This is a genomic window from Acetobacter sp. DmW_136, assembly GCF_008690365.1.
Lineage (GTDB): Bacteria > Pseudomonadota > Alphaproteobacteria > Acetobacterales > Acetobacteraceae > Acetobacter > Acetobacter oryzifermentans.
The window spans coordinates 23,225-40,600 of record NZ_VHON01000041.1 but is presented as its reverse complement, the minus strand read 5'-3'; the positions used below and the strand labels follow the sequence as shown (position 1 = coordinate 40,600).

Annotated in this window: 20 protein-coding genes; 6 read left to right on the top strand and 14 right to left on the bottom strand. The window is 48.0% G+C overall.

The window, feature by feature from the left end:
• Nucleotides 1–32: 32 nt before the first annotated feature.
• The 3 genes from FKW31_RS13355 to FKW31_RS13345 form a co-directional block, all read right to left on the bottom strand.
• Entirely contained in the window at nt 33–1,964 is a 1,932-nt protein-coding gene (locus tag FKW31_RS13355; protein WP_006116145.1) for a superinfection immunity protein, read from the bottom strand.
• 353 nt (nt 1,965–2,317) lie between these two features.
• On the bottom strand, nt 2,318–2,593 hold the full coding sequence (locus FKW31_RS13350; RefSeq protein WP_255448268.1) for a DNA/RNA non-specific endonuclease: 276 nt from the start codon (nt 2,591–2,593) through the stop codon (nt 2,318–2,320).
• Nucleotides 2,593–2,886 (bottom strand): hypothetical protein, encoded by a 294-nt coding sequence (locus tag FKW31_RS13345; protein WP_238332845.1) that lies wholly within the window; start codon nt 2,884–2,886, stop codon nt 2,593–2,595. The genes FKW31_RS13350 and FKW31_RS13345 overlap by 1 nt, the downstream gene beginning before the upstream one ends.
• 272 nt (nt 2,887–3,158) lie before the next feature.
• Here FKW31_RS13345 and FKW31_RS13340 point away from each other — a divergent pair, with 272 nt between their 5' ends.
• On the top strand, nt 3,159–3,539 hold the full coding sequence (locus tag FKW31_RS13340) for a hypothetical protein (protein WP_150178772.1): 381 nt from the start codon (nt 3,159–3,161) through the stop codon (nt 3,537–3,539).
• A gap of 150 nt (nt 3,540–3,689) precedes the next feature.
• Here the strand turns inward: FKW31_RS13340 and FKW31_RS13335 are convergent, their stop codons facing one another.
• The 6 genes from FKW31_RS13335 to FKW31_RS13315 all read right to left on the bottom strand — a co-directional run bounded on the left by FKW31_RS13335 (nt 3,690) and on the right by FKW31_RS13315 (nt 8,475).
• Nucleotides 3,690–4,373 (bottom strand): hypothetical protein, encoded by a 684-nt coding sequence (locus tag FKW31_RS13335; protein ID WP_150178771.1) that lies wholly within the window; start codon nt 4,371–4,373, stop codon nt 3,690–3,692.
• A gap of 639 nt (nt 4,374–5,012) precedes the next feature.
• Nucleotides 5,013–5,354 carry a hypothetical protein gene (locus FKW31_RS13330; protein ID WP_150178770.1) on the bottom strand — a complete coding sequence of 114 codons (342 nt, stop codon included), beginning with the start codon at nt 5,352–5,354 and terminating at the stop codon, nt 5,013–5,015.
• Nucleotides 5,355–5,597: 243 nt separating this feature from the next.
• Nucleotides 5,598–5,666: a hypothetical protein gene (locus FKW31_RS16580; protein WP_255448267.1), complete on the bottom strand. Its 69-nt coding sequence runs from the start codon at nt 5,664–5,666 to the stop codon at nt 5,598–5,600.
• A 10-nt stretch (nt 5,667–5,676) separates the two neighbouring features.
• Nucleotides 5,677–6,033, bottom strand: coding sequence for a RusA family crossover junction endodeoxyribonuclease (locus FKW31_RS13325; protein WP_255448265.1), 357 nt, complete (start codon nt 6,031–6,033; stop codon nt 5,677–5,679).
• A 68-nt stretch (nt 6,034–6,101) separates the two neighbouring features.
• Complete coding sequence (locus FKW31_RS13320; RefSeq protein WP_150178769.1) at nt 6,102–6,365, bottom strand: hypothetical protein; 264 nt, start codon at nt 6,363–6,365, stop codon at nt 6,102–6,104.
• Nucleotide 6,366: 1 nt separating this feature from the next.
• Nucleotides 6,367–8,475, bottom strand: a complete 2,109-nt coding sequence (locus FKW31_RS13315; RefSeq protein ID WP_166443408.1) for a transglycosylase SLT domain-containing protein — start codon at nt 8,473–8,475, stop codon at nt 6,367–6,369.
• Between the two features lie 27 nt (nt 8,476–8,502).
• Between FKW31_RS13315 and FKW31_RS13310 the strand changes: the two genes are divergently transcribed.
• Complete coding sequence (locus FKW31_RS13310) at nt 8,503–8,817, top strand: terminase small subunit (RefSeq protein WP_150178790.1); 315 nt, start codon at nt 8,503–8,505, stop codon at nt 8,815–8,817.
• 273 nt (nt 8,818–9,090) lie between these two features.
• On the opposite strand, the gene FKW31_RS13305 is transcribed toward FKW31_RS13310, so the two are convergent.
• From FKW31_RS13305 to FKW31_RS13295, 3 genes are all read right to left on the bottom strand, one after another.
• Nucleotides 9,091–9,423, bottom strand: coding sequence for a type II toxin-antitoxin system HicB family antitoxin (locus FKW31_RS13305; protein WP_150178767.1), 333 nt, complete (start codon nt 9,421–9,423; stop codon nt 9,091–9,093).
• Complete coding sequence (locus FKW31_RS13300; protein WP_006116155.1) at nt 9,420–9,674, bottom strand: type II toxin-antitoxin system HicA family toxin; 255 nt, start codon at nt 9,672–9,674, stop codon at nt 9,420–9,422. The genes FKW31_RS13305 and FKW31_RS13300 overlap by 4 nt, the downstream gene beginning before the upstream one ends.
• A 239-nt stretch (nt 9,675–9,913) precedes the next feature.
• Nucleotides 9,914–11,113, bottom strand: coding sequence for a phage integrase central domain-containing protein (locus FKW31_RS13295; protein ID WP_150178766.1), 1,200 nt, complete (start codon nt 11,111–11,113; stop codon nt 9,914–9,916).
• A gap of 343 nt (nt 11,114–11,456) precedes the next feature.
• Here FKW31_RS13295 and FKW31_RS13290 point away from each other — a divergent pair, with 343 nt between their 5' ends.
• The 3 genes from FKW31_RS13290 (at nt 11,457) to FKW31_RS13280 (ending at nt 13,753) form a co-directional block, all read left to right on the top strand.
• Nucleotides 11,457–13,052: a restriction endonuclease gene (locus tag FKW31_RS13290; protein ID WP_150178765.1), complete on the top strand. Its 1,596-nt coding sequence runs from the start codon at nt 11,457–11,459 to the stop codon at nt 13,050–13,052.
• A 71-nt stretch (nt 13,053–13,123) separates the two neighbouring features.
• On the top strand, nt 13,124–13,363 hold the full coding sequence (locus FKW31_RS13285; RefSeq protein WP_150178764.1) for a hypothetical protein: 240 nt from the start codon (nt 13,124–13,126) through the stop codon (nt 13,361–13,363).
• A 6-nt stretch (nt 13,364–13,369) separates the two neighbouring features.
• A complete protein-coding gene (locus tag FKW31_RS13280) occupies nt 13,370–13,753 on the top strand; it encodes a hypothetical protein (RefSeq protein WP_238332844.1) in 384 nt (127 codons plus the stop codon).
• Between the two features lie 399 nt (nt 13,754–14,152).
• Here FKW31_RS13280 and FKW31_RS13275 read toward each other — a convergent pair whose 3' ends face one another.
• On the bottom strand, nt 14,153–14,536 hold the full coding sequence (locus FKW31_RS13275; RefSeq protein WP_238332843.1) for a hypothetical protein: 384 nt from the start codon (nt 14,534–14,536) through the stop codon (nt 14,153–14,155).
• A 935-nt stretch (nt 14,537–15,471) separates the two neighbouring features.
• On the opposite strand from FKW31_RS13275, the gene FKW31_RS13265 reads away from it, so the two are divergent.
• A complete protein-coding gene (locus FKW31_RS13265) occupies nt 15,472–16,356 on the top strand; it encodes a helix-turn-helix transcriptional regulator (protein ID WP_238332842.1) in 885 nt (294 codons plus the stop codon).
• On the opposite strand, the gene FKW31_RS13260 is transcribed toward FKW31_RS13265, so the two are convergent.
• Complete coding sequence (locus tag FKW31_RS13260) at nt 16,346–17,176, bottom strand: sulfotransferase (RefSeq protein WP_150178763.1); 831 nt, start codon at nt 17,174–17,176, stop codon at nt 16,346–16,348. The genes FKW31_RS13265 and FKW31_RS13260 overlap by 11 nt on opposite strands.
• Nucleotides 17,177–17,376 lie beyond the last annotated feature (200 nt).

Sequence of the window (17,376 nt, the reverse complement as noted above, 5' to 3'; positions counted from 1 at the left end):
GCCAAGAAGATTAGGCTCCTTCTAATGCTTCATTAACTATTAACAATCTTGCTTAAAGCTTTTTGCTTTAGTTCATAATCACTCTGCGTTTCGAAGGAGATTGCCATTACTAACGCAGCAACCCAACCAATCAGCGTCCAACCAAAAAAGAAATTAACTGCAAAAACAGCGCCTTTCTTCGTAGTATCTCGAATGCAAGCAATCGCAAAAGGCAGAAAGTAAAGTGTAAAGCCAAATATAATAACCAAAACCACAATCCAGATAGCTAGACCGAATAACTGCGAAGGTTTGGCGTGACTTTGGACAGAAGGTGCAGGAGACGGCGCAGGTACTGTTGAGATTGAAGGGGCAACATTTGACGCAGGCACAGAAGGAGTGGACGTAGATGCTGCCGATGCCGCCGGCAATAACGCATCGGCATCAGCATTGGAAATAAAACTATTAACTTCTGGTCGACCGGCAACGCGTTGCCATGTCCCAATAGCAATTCTGGTACTTTCTCCATATACACCATCGGCCATACTACCCGCAGGCAAATATCCTAAATCTATAAGCTTCTTTTGCAATGCAATATGGGTGTCTATTGGCCTAGAGGCCTCTTCCAAAGCCGCCCCGCTAAGCCTGCGGCGATATTTTTCGGCTAAACTATCCATCGCGCTAATATAACAGGCAGCACCATTGGTCGGGATAGATTGATCGGTCACCCCCGGGATAGGCAAACCACAGCTTTCGTTTGCCGCATTCTCATCTAAAATAACTTCCTGCTTGAGAAGCTTCCATCCATCTTTGCCAACGACCTGCCGCAAAGCATAATAAACTTGATCGAACTCCAACTCATGCTTTGCAGCCAAGCTATTTTCGCACAGCATAACTGCTACACCATTATGCTCTGGTGGAGGCATGCAAGAAAAATCTGGGTTGTAATGGCCGGCTGTGTTTTCCGAAACAGATTGAATGGAAGGCACTAACGGTACACTCTTTGCCTGATCGTCTGTAATATATCCATTTTTTTCTAGGAACAGCGCTAGCCCCATCGGGAAAGGTAACGGTGATTGTTCATCTCTTGTGCATTCCTTGTGATTACCCGGCTTAAAATCACAAAGAGAAACACCGAACATGCTATCTTTTTGCATATCCATGTTCGCGAGCATGTAATGCCAAGCTTCAGAAAATTGTCCTAAATTGGCCTTTGTCGCAACGTAATATGCCAAAAACCCATTTGGCTCAGATTTTCCATATTGGATCCAATTATTCTGAGATTCTTCAAGCTGTTGCTGTAAATAGAATTTATAAACAGCATCTTTTGTAACATTTTTCAGGGTACCGCCCTGATATTTTTCAAGTATAACCGGCGGATAAGATCCAGCGTGAGATGAAAAAGTATAAAGAAAAGACTGATCGAAGGTAACGATTTCTGCCGAACCATTGTGCGCGGCATCAATAACTTCTGGGGGACTACCACCATCATACGAGCCTAAAGGAGTTTCCTTCCAAGCCCCGTCTGCTGCAAGACCAAAAATTGAAGTAATCTCGCAACAATGAGCGCCGCCTGTATAAGCTGAAACCATAATTTGCGGCGCAGAAGATGACGTATCGAGGTGATACATAGACATCGTTAAATGATTGACTGGGCCTTCTGGCCCGTATGGGGAAAGAGCAAAAGAAACTTCAGGGGACGATGGATGCGCCAAGTCCTTAATGGTTAGATAAGCAACCTGACAAGAAGCAGGTGCCTGTGGATCCACATTCTGCCATACCATGCGTGCGCCACATTGGCGTGATGGCGTTACTTTTAAGGTTGCTGTAATGCCATCCGACATAATTTGCGCATGCGTGCGGTCATCTAAGCTCGCGCTCGCTAATGCGGGGATGTCGTAATCGGCAGCGTTCGCACGCTCATGTAGACCTAAAAAAGCTACCAGTGAAAAATTCAGGCCCAAAATGACCCGCATTGCAATCTTCATTCCCGACCCATTTGATCTTGATTAAATTAACAGCGCCAAATTCTTTGGCATCATCTTCTCTGTGAGTCGAGTAATAGAAAGCCTCATTGATTCCTGGGGGCACAAAAGCACAAATAGAAAATATTGTGCAAAACTGATGCGTAAAATGCTCACGGATGCTGGCTTAGACGAAAAATCCTGGGCTCCGAGTAAGTTAGGTGATGAGCGTTATCTTGCCGATCCCGCCGATGCTATAATCTCCTTCTAGCCCCTGACTCCCCAACTCTATCCCTGTACAAGCCATGCACAGGAGACTTTAAACAAACCCCGTTCTGCCGCAGGGCAAAACTAAATAGGAATTTCAGCGTCAACCTTTAAGGAGAAGGCAGCTTCCACGCTTGCGCCTTAACTTGCGCTGAGACAGCTGGGAACGGGTCAATACCGACATTCCTTATAAGTGTTGCGACCGTAATCTGCGTGCAGTGTGGATGCTGTTGCGCGTTTTTACACACATACGCCGATGCTTTGTTCTTGCTGGGCGAATAAACCGCTTTCCACGTTGAGGACGGCACGAACACGCGATCATGTCCCATGGTCTGAATGGGCCGCAAATGAAAAGCGGGGCCTGTCACCACATACAGCTCACGCATCATCCCAGCCTTGTCATCCGCCTCTTAATATTCCCCACCGTAGTAGGCGAAACCCCTGCCATCTGGGCAATTGCTCGAAGTGGCATGCGCATCCCCTCCGCAGTTTGCAGTATCCGCACCACCTCCGCCCGACGCTTTGTGGCCGTGTCCAGATTGGACGGAGGGGTAGTGCGGTATTCAGGGTCACCCGCGTTTCCATCAGAACTGGCCGAAAATCCCCGGTCAGGGGGAATATCCCCAAAGGCCAGATCTGGCCTTTGGGAGTTTTCCTCAGCATGCAGCAATACGAACATCAGTATGGCAAGCAATTTGCTAGGCGTGTCGGCTTACGCTGTCATGTCAGACGTGCAGGATGTTTCCTCGCTTTCCGCATAGCAGACATTGTTGGTTCAAAATTCCACTGTTGAGTTGCAGGGAAGGCAGACTATGTGAGTGGTGAGCTGCCATAATTCTCATCAAGACCGTCAAGACAAATCGCGCGCCTAAGTTCCAGCATAGATTTGCTTTTCACTAAGATTTCCTATTAACGAAAGGCAAGCTCATAATCAAAACACCGAGGACATCCATGGTCGAGTTTAAAACGAAGAATGATGAGAAATTATCTGTCGAATATGAAAATTGCGCAGTCACAGTGGAAGACGAAAATGGAATGGAGGTAGGAAAGTTTGAGTTCCGGAAGATAGAGGTACCCGTAGGCTATGAAACGGACACCTACCTGCACTTGTGTCATATGGATCTAGGTCAATACAAAGGTCAAGGACTCGGTCGTCTCTGCCTGCAAGTGGCTCGGGACGAAAGTGGCATGATGATTGGCGCATCCGATCCAAACGACCACGAGAAGAAAGATGATGGCAGTCATCTAATCGGCGACGGTCCGGGCTTCGTTAGGAAAATGCAAAGAGAAGGATTGATCGGCGGCGGCGAGACGCCAGACGATGAGGAGTGAACTTAACGGTCCTGTCATCGGATATGACCTTACCGGGTATGCTATATCTGGATACTAGGCGGACCGGGAACGGAATTTCTGTAGCCGTTTCCGACATCTGTGCCAAGCATCTGCACCAGGTCGAGGAAGATTGCTTGCAAAGGCAGCCGTTTAGTAATTGGGGCGCTCCCTAGGGAGAGGCGCGCGCAAGTCTGGCAAAATCGGAAACCGTTTTGTCACGTCCCATTCCCGCTTTAGCAGTTCGCGTCCTTGGTCAATGGCAAGCTGGACTTTGGCAGCCCAAGCCTTTCGGCCGGAGGCCGGAGGGCCAAAGAGCATTGGATTCCAAAGCTCATTCAACGTAGCCAGAAAAGCATCGTCCGCTGCCTTAGTCTGGCTCTCACGAGGATTGATGCGCAAAATTATCCGCCACTCAAGCACGCGAGCGTCATTTGACACCTTTTCTAGCTCTTCGATTCGTCGCCGATCTTTCTCGATGACTTCCTCATTCGTGGAACATGGGAGTTCATTAATTTCTTCCCACTTGTTTAACACTCGCTCGGCAGCACCGACGAAATCAGCGATGTCCCGACGTAGGTCTGCCAGCCATCGTTCGCGGAATTCAGCGATCTTAGCGGTATGAGATACTAAGACCGCTTGGTCGGCATTGATTCGGGCTACCTCTAATGCTCGGTCCGCATTGATCTTTGATATTTCAATGCTCTTTTTCATGTTCTGCGAATTGCGGATGGTCGCGAATACAGCAACAATCGCGGCTATAACCGCCGTGCCATATGGGGCGTATACCGTTAAAAAACTCTGGATCGATGCATTGGGGATTGGCGGAACTGTCATAAAGGATAAATAGTTCAAATTTTTCGCTTTTGGCTACCCTGCCGGTCGGCAAGCCATAGGTGGTGAGCAGATTACCTTCCGCTTCGGAAGCTGATGGCTGCCAAACTTGTTCCGCTAGCCATAACTCTTAATTTTACGCCATTACGAACATCTGCTTTATGGCAAAAACGAAACGACTAAGCATGGCTAACTTGGCACCAAGCGGGCAACATCGGAGACACTGAGAATAGCAGCTTTCTCGGCTCATCGTTTAATAGCCGACATTCAGCTCTCCCCCAAAGCTGACGCTTGAACAATCGCAGATAAAGCCCCTGCGCTCATTTCCAGATAATCGGATATACCGCTTAACTGCTACGGCGTCTTACGGACATGTAGATGACGCCCTAACCGGCCGGGAAGAAACGTTCGATTTCTGCGCGTTTTTGGGTGGTTACGCGCATTTTGCCGGCAGGATCATACCCCTTTTGGGAATCAACAAAAAGTACTGGTAAACTGCCATCTAAAGCCGAATTCCCCGAAATTGGGAATCACCTCATATGTTAATTTGTCGATCAGTTTTTAACGACAAGATAGCTTGATGTTAACGAAACGGCATTCTGCTAACATCAAGGCAGCAACTCTTTTCAAATAGGAAATACTTCACCGGAGGGTGCGCACCTTCACCAGCCAGTCCCCGGCTTTATTCTGCCGGAAATCCAATACCCTGCCGCTGCCATGAGCAAGGATACGGGTAATAACCCTCAATTCCCCAAGATCACTCCTGAAGGCCTGTTCTGGATCGGCTGGGCAAGCGTACCCCTCCGGCCATAAGGTTTTCTTCACGGTATCAAATGGGAAGGCCACACCCTCACCATTCTCCCAGAATAGCTGTGCAATCGCTTTCAGGTAAGCTGGCAAGGTCACACACCCAGCAGGTCCACAGAGGCGTCCCATGGTGGCATTGAAGGCCAGTGGCCCTATTGCTTTTGGATGTTTAATCACCGCCGCGCTCCTGCAAATGCAAGCCTGCGTATGGATTGTTCGCATCATACCCCATCACGCGCGCCCTTAATGCATCAAACCGTACAATCTGGGCGGGGCTTGGTTTGCGGGAGATACGTCTCTTGTGGGGTAAGCAGGAATTCCTGCTTCGGTCTTTAATTCCCCTATTGTGCGGGCTTACTCCCGGCATCCCTGTAAATTCTAAGCCTGTGCGGTTCTGCATAGGTCGGTAATCTTTACCGGTCATAGTGGCCGCACCTCAATCACAGCCACACTCTCCGGCCCGTAGCGGCGTGACAGGATGGCATCCACAATCTGGGCATCATCTTTCCACGCGATACCATTCAGAGCCAGCAGCGGTCTTCATCTGGTTGTCGATGTCGGGCCTGCTGGTCGGGAGGATGCGGCCTGCCAGTGCGTCCGCCGTCTTCTTCCGGCTCCATGACGGCGGAGGGGCAATGTTGATCGTCAGGGAAACATGCAAAGGCCCAGCCAGGCACGGCTTGCCAATCTGCTCTATGGCGTGGCGCTGGATATGCCTCTCAGCCTGCACTGTCTTCTCATCCGTGAAGGTTCGGCCCTTCCCAAAACGTGGGCGGCCTTTGGCCCTGAGCAGGCCGGGGATGGTGATGCGGTAAACTGGTGGTTCAGGCTGAGTGTTTCCCATACCTGAAAGCATAGTACGGAATGCGTGCAAAGTACAAGGAAATGGCTGTTCCCTGCTGGTTTTTTACCCGCACGGAGTTATCAAGCATTACCAACTGGCTGTGCTTCTTTCATAAGAAGTTCACGCCAACGTTCATGTACAGATTTCATAAAGAGTAAACAGCAATCTCTTGCAACTTCATCCGAATCTCCATTCGCTTTCATGAACCCCCAAATGGCATACTCTCCACCGGTAATTCCGGCTTCAAGAGCCTGAAAATTTTGCAGATCCTTTGTGTCTTCATACAGTTTATCTGCAAGACACCGCGCCATAGAAATTATATTGGGCAACTGAACGCCTGTCATCCTACATTACCCCTGTATTAACAGTATTCGCCATGAGCATGTGGTTATTGGATTGCGCCACTTTCTGCACCATTTGCTGGGGGTCGTTCGCCCTAACGTTTACGTTCTGAACGTGCATTGTCATCGTGGTCGTCTGGCGGTTGTCAGTATGCACAGCACCACCACGAATAGCGCGGGAAGCGTTAACCTGTTTATTCATAGCGTGAATCTGTTGAGATGCAGACACGAAATGCGAGATAGAACTGATATAATCTTGTGTTTCATTGGGAGCATATCTCTGCCAGTCTCCCCCATGAAGAGACATATCTTTTTTAAGATTACCCCCTCCCCAGTTATACTCGGCCAGAGCGGCAGCAATCGTTCCATACTGAACCATATTCCCATGCATGCGTTTTGCAGCATACTCTGCCGATTGGTAGAAATTATTAGGATCAATACCAGAAGCGGCAGCTACGTCTGGCATAATCTGGAAATCTCCTAATGCTCCCGCTCTAGATTTACCTGCGTGCAAACCACGACTGCTTTCCTTGGCCCACATACCATCCAGCATACCAGCAGGCAGTCCGTATTTTTTTTCCAGTTCTGATAAATGCATCTGCTTGTTGCGCATATCTGGCGTAAGATGCTGAGGTAAACCTTTAGCGTTCCCGTGAAATGTAGTCGGGTGCTCGTTATCCCACCCTTGCCCCAACAACCATGAAGCCGCATGTGGGAAGTATTCAGAAAATGCATACAAATCGAAGGCATAATTGCCCCCCATAAGTAGGCGAGACAAAAGACCGGTAGAAGCTCGGCGCTCAACCTCTTTTTCAGATTTCCTGAGCGCCTGTTTTTTAGCAGCATCCTCAGAAATATTTGCAGAAGATTCTTCTAATGTCCCGGTTTCTTCTTTGCCGTTCCTTGCGCACCCACACCCACCTTTACTAAGGGCCAGCTTCAAAATGGCGGTAGTTCCAACCACACCGCCAATTCCTGCCAAAATAGGACTTAAAGCTGTAATGACGGCTGCAATTTCTGTCAGGTGACGCGCAGCATCTGGGTGCTCTACGGCTAACTTGTCAGCTTTCTCCAGCAGACCAGACACACTTTCCATCGCTGGCAGCATGTCTATGGCAATGTCTTTTTTAAACTGCACCCACATTTCACCCAGATGCTTCATCTGCTCATCAACCTTCTCCATCTGCTGAAGGTTGTCAGCCATGTGTCTGGTTAGGGAATACCCCTGCTGAATACGCTGATGCATATCCTGCCCTCGCAGAACCTCATTGCTCCATCCGCCAGAGGTCAGGCCAGATTGTTCGAGAATAGCAATAAGGCTTTGCTCGCTATGCCCGCGCCTGCGCAAATCGGCTATAATGCGCTGCATAGATGTTTCATAACTGCCGTTCATGATATGGCTGATATGTACGCCATACCGGTTAGTAAGCAGGTCTGTAAGCTGAGATTGGCCGTTTAGGTGAACCTCTGTTCGCGCCTGTGCCAATGCGTTCATGGATTGCAGAGCCTCTTGGCGGCTGCTGCCCGGCGTTAGAGCCCCGGCCTCACCAACAGCAAGGATTTCGCGGGCAGAAAATCCGGTTTTACCCGCCATGTTGAGGACATTGGCACCATTGGCGGCAACATTGCCTACCATACCCACAATATTACGCGTGCCGCCAATCAGGCTGGTAGCCCCCACAGCCGCCAACGCGGTATCACGTATTTCCCGAATGGCCTGCTGGCGCTCACGCAGGCGCGCCATTTCTTCGCGCTGCTGTTGGCGGGCAAGCTGCTCTTCCTCACGTACGGCGCGGCGTTTTTCGGCTAAAGCGTTGCGGGATTCTTCCTTTTGAACGCGCGCTGTCTCTTTAGCCGCCTCCTGCTCTGATTTTTTCAGATCCTTGATTGCATCCTTCACCTCATCAACAGAGGCTCCCAAGGCAGACGCAATGCCCGGTATGGAATCCTTTAACTGCTGCTCCTGCTTCTGCGCTTCCCGGCGGAAATTGATCATCTCCGCCAGCGTGCTTTCTAGGGCATCTTGCGCTTCTGCTGAGCCGCGCAAAAAGTCTTCCGGGTCAAACGCAAACCGGATACCGGCTTCAATAAAGCTGTCGTCATTGTCCGGCATTACAAACATTCTCAAAATTTATAGAAGATTCATGATGATGATACTCTAGGCACCCAACAGGTACAAGTCGCCATTCGAGCCGGATACAGCAAGAAAGCGGCGGGACAAACAGCCTTCAACCTACTGAAAAAAACTGAAATCCAAAACGCGATTTCAGAAGCGCAAAAGGCCCGATCTAAGCGCATGCAAATCACGCAAAACCGCGTGCTTCAGGAATTCGCTAAGATAGGCTTTTCCGATATTCGAAAACGGTCAGGGTTTTGTAACCAATACGCGCGCGAGGCAGCGACCTTTGTAATTCTGCACAAGCCCCGGAAAGCATCCCTCCGGTGGAGTTTTTAATTACGAAAAAATTACCCTAAATCATGCAAAAACAATGACTTGACGGAAATCACTAAATCCTGCTCAAGCGGCCAGTTGCGTTTGATTTAATCGGACTGGAATTGTTTGCTGATAACAGCACGGCTGAGCAAAGAGAGGTCACTGAAATCAAACCTCTGGCATGCTGCTAACAGCGGAGATAACAGCAAACAAAAGCTATACAGGCTGAATGGGCAGCAGATGGCCCATTTTCAAACCCGTCTATTCAACGGGCTTAGGTTGGCGCGAAACAGTTTATCCATCAACCTGTGCCAAAACATCCTGCACCAGTCGGTTAAGACTGATCCCGCGTGCTGCAGCAATCTCAGCTGCCCGTGCATGAACGTCTTCTGGTAGCCTCACAACAAACCGGCCTGAATAATGCTTCACGGGATCAATGCCTTTCTCAGCACACATCTCCATGAAGACACGGAGGGAAGTTTCCCCTTCCTGCTGAAGGCCTGCCACACTATCTGCGTAGAAATCAGCCCCTCCGTTCAGCCCCAGAAACTCACCCCGGAACATCCCGATTTCAGGATCAAACTGAATAACAGCCCGATGGCCGCCAATTTCCATTACGTTGTTCATGGCGTCACTCCATTCTGCTCAAGCCATTTTCTTACAGAGGCTACAGCACCCTTGTCTGTATCCGGTTTGGGGTGAGGTCTATGAAACACCTTTACCTCATCAAACAGGAACACCCCTATGCGGGAGCCTTCTCTTTCAGACACCTCCGCCCCTAGGGAAACAAATAAAGCTTCAATGTCTGCCCATGGCACATTGCCCGAAACAGGACGCTTGAAAATCAGTTCCAATGTGCGGCGGTGCTTGGCTTTCATGTCTTCTTAGATACTATATTTTAGTATCATAAGCAATTGAGAACATAGAAGCCAACACAAAATATCTTTTCAGAATGGCACCCCAATGACGCTCCGGTAACACTGGTAACACAGGCAATTTTCTAAGGTGTTACCGCCTACCATAGTGAAAATCGGCAGTATCCTGCGGGTTCTAATGTGCGGTAACACCGATAACACCAGTAACACCGGAAAAATGATATACTGAATGGCGCTGACGGTCATTCACGACACTGCGCTGCCCATGCCTCCATCAGCGGACGTCGCAAATCCAGAAGGTCACTCCGAAAATAAGCCGCCTCTACTTTGCTCTTTCCAGCATGAGCAAGTGCTGCCTCTGCTACCTCACGCGAGCAAACTTTTGTCTCCCCAGCCCAATCTCGGAATGTGGAACGCAAACCATGCACAGTCACCTCTTTGGTACCAGCAGCATGATGCAGAGCCTTACTGACGGCTACATCTGAAAGAGGCCTTCCCCTCTTTGCGCCAGGAAAGAGAAGATCTCCAGCAACCGCATCTCTTTGCGGCAAGACCTCTTGCAAGACTTTTACTGCATCACCAGACAACGGGACTCTATGCTCTCGCCCAGCTTTCATTTTTTCTGCCGGGACAACCCAAAGAGATTCAGAAAGGTCAATTTCAGACCACACAGCATTACGAACCTCTCCAGAGCGTGCCGCTGTTAAACAACAGAACCGAACGGCTTTAGCTGCCATACCGTTAATTGACTGAAGAGCTTTCATAATTTCTGAAATGTCTTTCCATTCCGCTGCTTTGTGATGTTGCACCTTAGTAATTTTGGATGGTGCTGGAAGCATGACAGAAAGATGCCCGCGCCATCGAGCTGGATTTTCTCCCTCACGCCATTGCTGCACACGTGCATAATCCAGAATGCGTTCTATACGCCCGCGTATGCGCCCTGATGTTTCAGTTTTTTCTGTCCAAATTGGACGGAGGGCTGTGAGCACATCTTGAGTATCCACGTCACGAACGCTCTTTTCACCGAAAATAGGAAATACATGTTGCGTAAGGGATGAAGTCCACACCGCAGGAGAGCGATGATCTTTCCACGCAGGCGTCTGTGCCTTGATGTATTGGGCTGCCACCTCTGCAAACGTAAGCCCCTTTTCCAACTCACGCGCTGCTTTTTCCTTTTCCCGTTCAATAATGGGATCCAGGCGGTTTTCAGTCATGCCGCGACACTTTGCAGCCTTTTCTCGCGCATCAGCCAAAGACAGTGAATATGCACTGCCCAAACTCATCTGACGGCGCTTGCCTGTGACTGGAGATTTAAAACGAAACTCCCATAGCCGAGAGCCACCCGTCACAACGAGCCACAACCCACCTCCGTCACACAAATCCCCACTTTTATGCCGGGATACTTTCAAGGCAGATAGTTGATTGGGAGGAAGGCGACTCATTGATTTTACCCCTCTTGTTACCCCCCTTAACAGCTGGAATTGGGAGGAACGCCCATGAACGACCGTGGACTCTCAGTGAATTAACACCTTAGAAAATATATACATTTTGGAACGTCAGGGAACAACGTGGGACGCTTATTTGAAAGAAACTCCCTCCACCATTTTTCTGAAAAATATCCAGTAAAAACAAAAAGATAGCGGTCACTATGGTTTCCCGATATGCCTAGCCCATGCCGGATATATCCCGAGACGAAATCATGCCGTGGCTTGGTAGGATTGTAACCTCTGACTCCCCAAAATTTTCTTCCAAGGGTATGACGAAACTTTTTTGGGGAGGGTTATTATGGGCCGCAGAAGCTCAAAACCATTCTGGGCTAGAGACTACAAGAAAGCGGCCTATAACAGACAATACTATCGCCGTAAGAAAGCTGAGCAACGCTTAAGTGGCATTGTTGGTATTGCGATTATTTTTGGCGGTATTTTTATCTTCTCCCATTTTGATGGAAATCATTCGTCAAAATTTTCTTCTGAAGCATCATCTTTGGTGCATCCCGCCGTAGCTGAAAGCTCTGGTGGATTAGAAGCATTCGGGCATTACAATCCTGATTTTGATTGTCATGTTGATCACTCCAAAGATAGTATCGCTACAATGCTGTGTGAAAACAGCAGTGCTGCAAAGCATGAGTTGATCTTTGATCAAACATACTACGCACTACGTCAGATTGTTGGAAAAACTGGCTGGAAAGCCCTTAAGCAGCAAGCTATCTCGGATGATAACGCCTTAAAAGCCTGCATAGATCCGTCTGCTCATGGAGAAGAAACACCAAAAGCAGATCCTGATTGCTACATTTCCAAAATGGCAGAAATTACAAATAAATATAAAACAAAATTATCGGGCGCTCCTTTGGAAGAAGCTAACCGAGATATCAATGAACATATCAAATTACAGCAACAACTTATTAATCTCGGCTATATGCCTGCAGGAAGTGTTGCTGATGGTGTGTATGGGGAAAGCACGCGTGCAGCTATTATAAAATGGCAAAAAAATACAGGAGACCATAACCCAACAGGCTTCCTTTCCGACGATGATGCCACCAAACTCATGACTTCATCGGCTGCTGTACATGTTACCTCAAAAAGCAAGCCAGAATACACATCTCCTGTAACTCCTACCCATGCGCAAGAAAGCCGTAAATCTTTCCTGTGGATGATTATTCTCGCTGTTCTTCTAATGGTTTTTATCTTCTTTCGCCATAAGGTCAGAAAGAATAAATATGAAGCAACTTGGGATTTAATAAGAACTGAGATTTATACGCAAAAAAAGAATCTTCAAATCGCAAGAACGCAGAAATTAACAGCCGATGCATACGGGACAGTTGATGTCACAAAATGGGCTAAAGAAATCAATTACTTTATCAACACGCGTATTTCTCCAATCATCTCTCCTCGCATACAAGATGAAAAAAGACGTGATAAGCTGCGTGTTGCTGCCGGATGCTTAATTGAGCAGCTTGCTTCCGAACCCTTGGAAGCAAGCACATCCACAACTGTATATCGCAGTAATCCAACCGTTTTTGACCCTCGCATGGACCCCTTCGATTATGAACAGTATTGCGCGCTGCTTCTAAAAAATGCCGGTTGGGATGCCCAAGCTACAAAACAAAGTGGTGATCAAGGAGCAGATGTTATTGCGCAAAAAGAAGGTATGAAGATTGTTGTACAATGCAAACTTTATAGTGGAACAGTTGGAAATGCCGCTGTTCAGCAAGTTTACACAGCTAAAACCTACCAAGGTGCTCAAGCAGCTATTGTTGTCACAAACTCAACCTTCTCCGCTCCAGCCAGAGAAGCTGCCGCTACTACGGGTGTTTATTTAATTCACCATGCACAACTTGTTGACACGGCAGATAAAATATTCCGCCATTTTAAATATTCATAATTTGTGATTCTTAAAGAACAATCACTGTAAGCAAATGGCCGCCAGAGCAATCAACTAAAGATAAACTTACCATGTCTTTAACAGATATTGGCGGCATGCACCCAATACACCTCAGTCTACATCAGGTCAGCCATAGACTGGCCTGCCGTAATATTGATAATTGGCTTAAGAAGACCCAAACGGGAACCAAGACAGGTATTGAAGATATACTTCTGGAAGGGGATCTGTCGTCATCGAGAGGGCCAATCGGCAGCGCAAGACTGCGCGGCACATTCAAGTTACACTTATTAAAAAAGAACACAATGAAATGAGCTACTATGTCCAAACTGTTAAACTATACTAAATATGATATTCTCGACATGTTTCCGCGTCTCACTAATCTGGGCGCCAGCTCGTTTGGTGAGGATCCTGAGCTTTTTGGCGATACGCTGTTCGAGGTCATTGAAGATGCGCCGCAGGGTCATTTCCTGTCGTTCAAGCAGCAGGCAGTCAACGAATTAAGGACGTTACTAGCCTATAGCGATGTAGATCTCGATCGCGTCAGTTGGGCTGTTCTTGGTATGAACCCCATGGCGGATATTGAAGAACCACCCAACTGGGGCAGTTTTCCAAGCCTGCGAGCATTCTGGTCAGCCGTTCTGCACGCTTTTGAAAATGACCCCGAAATGCAGGCAGGAAAAGAGATTGACCGCAACGTGTAGGAGCCGGGTATTCACCAACATGGAATACAGAAATGTCTGTTTCCATGTGTTGGCATTCCAAAAACAGACTATCCGCTTCCCTCACAGCTGACATTTGAACTATCGAAGATAAGCCCCCGCTCAGTTCCACATAGGCGGATATACCGCTTAACTGCTGCGGCGTATTACGGATATGTAGGTAGGCACCCAACTCGAGTGTAAGAGCATCTCCTGCCAGAATCATGCCTCTTTGGGAATCAACAAAAAGCACCGGAAAACTGCCATTTAAGGCCAAATTCCCCAAAATTGGGAATCACCTCATATGTTAATTTATCAATATCCGGCCTGCACCATCTTGGCATTCATGAAAATGCGGCCCTTCCCAAAACGCAGGTAGCCTTTGGCTCTTAGGGTGCCATCTTACATGTCGGGGTCAATCTCTTTTCCCGCCCGCACTTCGGGGTCATTTTCAAAAGCGTGCAGAACGGCTGACCAGAATGCCCGCAGGCTTGGAAAACTGCCCCAGTTGGGTGGTTCTTCAACATCCGCCGTGGGGTTTATGCTGAGCACAGCCCAACTGACGCGATCGAGGTCTACATCGCTATACGCCAGTAACGTCCTTAATTCGTTGACTGCCTGCTGCTTGAACGGCAGGAAATGACCCCGCGGCGCATCTTCAATGACCTCGAACAGCGTGTCGCCAAAAGTATCTGCGTCTTCGCCAAACGAGCTGGCGCCCAGATCGGCTAAACGCGGAAACATGTCAATAATATCATATTTAGTATAGTTTAACAGTTTAGACATAGTAACTCATTTCATTGTGTTCTTTTTTGATAAGTGTCACTTGAATGTGCCGCGCAGCCTTGCGCTGCCGATTGGCACTCTCAATAACGACAGTTCCCCTTCCAGAGGTATATCCGTCAAACTGTGTTGTTTTCGTTCTTGAGCCAGCGATCAATTCTGGGGCCGTTATCCTTGAGCATTTTGTGAATAGCACGTTCGACGTCTTCCTTCGATGTGAAGAATGAAACGACAGGGCGTTTAACCACACACAGATGTTCGACATGAAGGCGTAAGCCGACACGACTAGAAAAGCCATACGGCCTCTAGCCATAGCTTAGGGACTTGGCGCATAGACAAGGGCGTGAAAATAATTGCGGGAAACACAGTAATAAAGGAGCCGCCATTCCTCTTTATGCGTCTCCTTTTAAAAACCTCTCCCAAGCCTATGGCCTCCAAGTTTGCAATGTTGGCCCCAAAACCCCTATTGCCTACCAGATTTCCTGTGCTTTTCCAGAAGCCACCTTCAAAAACCCTTGGAACCACAGCGGTGGATTTGCTTGATACCGGCATACGGCACGTATGCGATCGATGATGTTGACCGCATCAAGTTTTCCAAAATCATGTATCTCTGGATTAACGTGGTTGAGGAAATTTTCAAACCTATGGTATTTAATGCGCAGGCATTAAACTGAAGACAATCGTATTCGCAATCACGCGTTTTTCATGAATGCGGCTGGTGTGATCCGGAGCTGGGGGGATCTTGCAGCATTACTGGGCTGCTTAATAGACAGAATAACATTTCAAGAAATATAATTTATCATTCCTCAAGATATAATTTCAATTTCTATCGTTTTTAAACCAAGAGAAGCGTCATAACGATGACAAAAAAAAGCATAGAGACCACTCCCCCACTAGATGCACCAGAAAGCAGTCAAACAGACATAACGCAATCTTCCATGATAAGACTCAACGCTTATACGCGCTTGATTGCTCTTCAGACCGGCCTACAAATCCTGTATTGGGACGCACAAACCAAACATGACTTCAGCTATTCCGCCTACCATGATGATGACCTGATCTATTTTGGAGCCTACACAGGCGGAAATTCTCATATGGCAACACGGTGTTGGGATGGGTTGACAACTTACGATACCCTAAGCAGGCCCGATGATGCCTATGTTGCATATCGTCCTGGATGTCGCATTGATTTTACAAAAACAGCCGGGGCCGGAACTGGCGTAACAATCACACTCAGCCCCACAACTCTGGCCAGTCTGTCAGCTGAAGATGCAACATGTCTTGATCAGAAACTGCGTTCTGGCCATTATTTTAATCAGGTTCGTGGCGGACGGCAGCTTCTTTCTTTTGCAAATGCATTACGAAGCGTAAGCACAAGCCCTAAACAACCAGGCAGCCAGTTGCAAATGCTCGGACAAAGCCTGTCTTTTATGGGGTCGCTCATTGAACAGATCTGCCATATTACACCTCCCAATATCTCGTTATCCGAGCGCGAAATACGCAGATTGAACGATACCCGCGATATGTTGCTGGCAGATCTTGCATCGCCACCCCGCGTGGATCAGCTTGCCCGTCATGCGGGAATGAGCGTCTCACGCTTGCAACGACATTTTCGTATGCTGTTTGGCAGTACCATCTACGCGCTTTTTCAAAAAGAACGCATGCACGAAGCTTACCGCCAGCTTGTTAAAGATGATGAATCCATACTAACCATTGCAACACGGCTAGGTTATGCAAATCCTGGGCATTTTTCAGCAGCGTTTCGTAAGCAATTTGGCATCAATCCTTCCGAACTCCGGCGGATACCTCGTCTCAGGCGATAACTACGGCGCCTCCTGAATTTAAATCTGGTTTTCGCCAGAACATCTGATGTGCCATGCGCTCCACGATATGAGGCGGCAAAATCAATCGTTTTCGACTGGCCACCACACTTTGGTGCAGACAATGCAAGCCTGGAGTGCCAAGTGCGGCATCAAATGCAGCAGCATCTGGTGTTTCTATATGCTCGAAATTATATGCAAAAGGACGAATACCCAAGAGTTGAGTGAGGCGCTCCATGACAAATCCAGGTTCCCTAACGAACCTGTCATAGTCTACAAAAATAACTTTATCCGAAAATGGGCCAAAAAATACTTCTGTTAGTAACCGCCACGCATAACCGAAGGCCCCATCACGCGATACGAGGTAATCAATACGGTCATGCTGATTTCCTCGATGTGCAATCGGCACCAACTGTGATCCCAACAAAGGATCCCGTGTGATAAGATGTTCAAACGAGTTAAGTATCCAGACAGGATCACGCACACAGCAGATAATCTTTGCCTGCGGATAAAGACTATTTAGCAATCCAGCGTGCGCGCACCATTCCCGATTAATGTCTAGCATGACATGATTCTGGGCACCGGGGTTTAAATAAGAACGAACAATACCACGCATCAATTGCTGCCATTGTCCGTTCTTGAATTCTGTCCGGTATTCTCCCTCACTCATAAGAGACATTATCCGAATGAGCATTGGCATTACGGGCGTGTTGTGACGTGCAGCAATAATCTGAGGATTTTGCCGCAGCAGTGCTGCTAAAAGAGTAGATCCAGATCTAGGAAGACCTGAAATAACATGAACAGAAGATGATGAATCAGACATACTGCTTAAATGAATGAATATATTTGTGCAGGTCTCCCCGAAAAGAGGATTTGAGTACCCCGGAAAAGCAGAAATCTTACATCAGCGTGCGCTACGTGCGGCTTTCGTGGATGCCGTGTGTCTTCTCCATATGCTGCTTGTGAGGATGCGAAACATGTGCTGGCAATGACTGACGATGACCATTTAGAAACGATGATACA

Bases quoted from the DNA above. Each gene is read 5' to 3' on its own strand.
- FKW31_RS13295 (WP_150178766.1), bottom strand. From the start codon at position 11,113: ATGAGTCGCCTTCCTCCCAATCAACTATCTGCCTTGAAAGTATCCCGG.
- FKW31_RS13280 (WP_238332844.1), top strand. From the start codon at position 13,370: ATGTCCAAACTGTTAAACTATACTAAATATGATATTCTCGACATGTTT.
- FKW31_RS13325 (WP_255448265.1), bottom strand. From the start codon at position 6,033: ATGCTTTCAGGTATGGGAAACACTCAGCCTGAACCACCAGTTTACCGC.
- FKW31_RS13300 (WP_006116155.1), bottom strand. From the start codon at position 9,674: ATGAAAGCCAAGCACCGCCGCACATTGGAACTGATTTTCAAGCGTCCT.
- FKW31_RS13320 (WP_150178769.1), bottom strand. From the start codon at position 6,365: ATGACAGGCGTTCAGTTGCCCAATATAATTTCTATGGCGCGGTGTCTT.
- FKW31_RS13355 (WP_006116145.1), bottom strand. From the start codon at position 1,964: ATGAAGATTGCAATGCGGGTCATTTTGGGCCTGAATTTTTCACTGGTA.
- FKW31_RS13265 (WP_238332842.1), top strand. From the start codon at position 15,472: ATGATAAGACTCAACGCTTATACGCGCTTGATTGCTCTTCAGACCGGC.
- FKW31_RS13260 (WP_150178763.1), bottom strand. From the start codon at position 17,176: ATGTCTGATTCATCATCTTCTGTTCATGTTATTTCAGGTCTTCCTAGA.
- FKW31_RS13285 (WP_150178764.1), top strand. From the start codon at position 13,124: ATGTCTTTAACAGATATTGGCGGCATGCACCCAATACACCTCAGTCTA.
- FKW31_RS13340 (WP_150178772.1), top strand. From the start codon at position 3,159: ATGGTCGAGTTTAAAACGAAGAATGATGAGAAATTATCTGTCGAATAT.
- FKW31_RS13335 (WP_150178771.1), bottom strand. From the start codon at position 4,373: ATGACAGTTCCGCCAATCCCCAATGCATCGATCCAGAGTTTTTTAACG.
- FKW31_RS13290 (WP_150178765.1), top strand. From the start codon at position 11,457: ATGGGCCGCAGAAGCTCAAAACCATTCTGGGCTAGAGACTACAAGAAA.
- FKW31_RS13305 (WP_150178767.1), bottom strand. From the start codon at position 9,423: ATGAACAACGTAATGGAAATTGGCGGCCATCGGGCTGTTATTCAGTTT.
- FKW31_RS13345 (WP_238332845.1), bottom strand. From the start codon at position 2,886: ATGTTCGTATTGCTGCATGCTGAGGAAAACTCCCAAAGGCCAGATCTG.
- FKW31_RS13350 (WP_255448268.1), bottom strand. From the start codon at position 2,593: ATGCGTGAGCTGTATGTGGTGACAGGCCCCGCTTTTCATTTGCGGCCC.
- FKW31_RS13315 (WP_166443408.1), bottom strand. From the start codon at position 8,475: ATGCCGGACAATGACGACAGCTTTATTGAAGCCGGTATCCGGTTTGCG.
- FKW31_RS13275 (WP_238332843.1), bottom strand. From the start codon at position 14,536: ATGTCTAAACTGTTAAACTATACTAAATATGATATTATTGACATGTTT.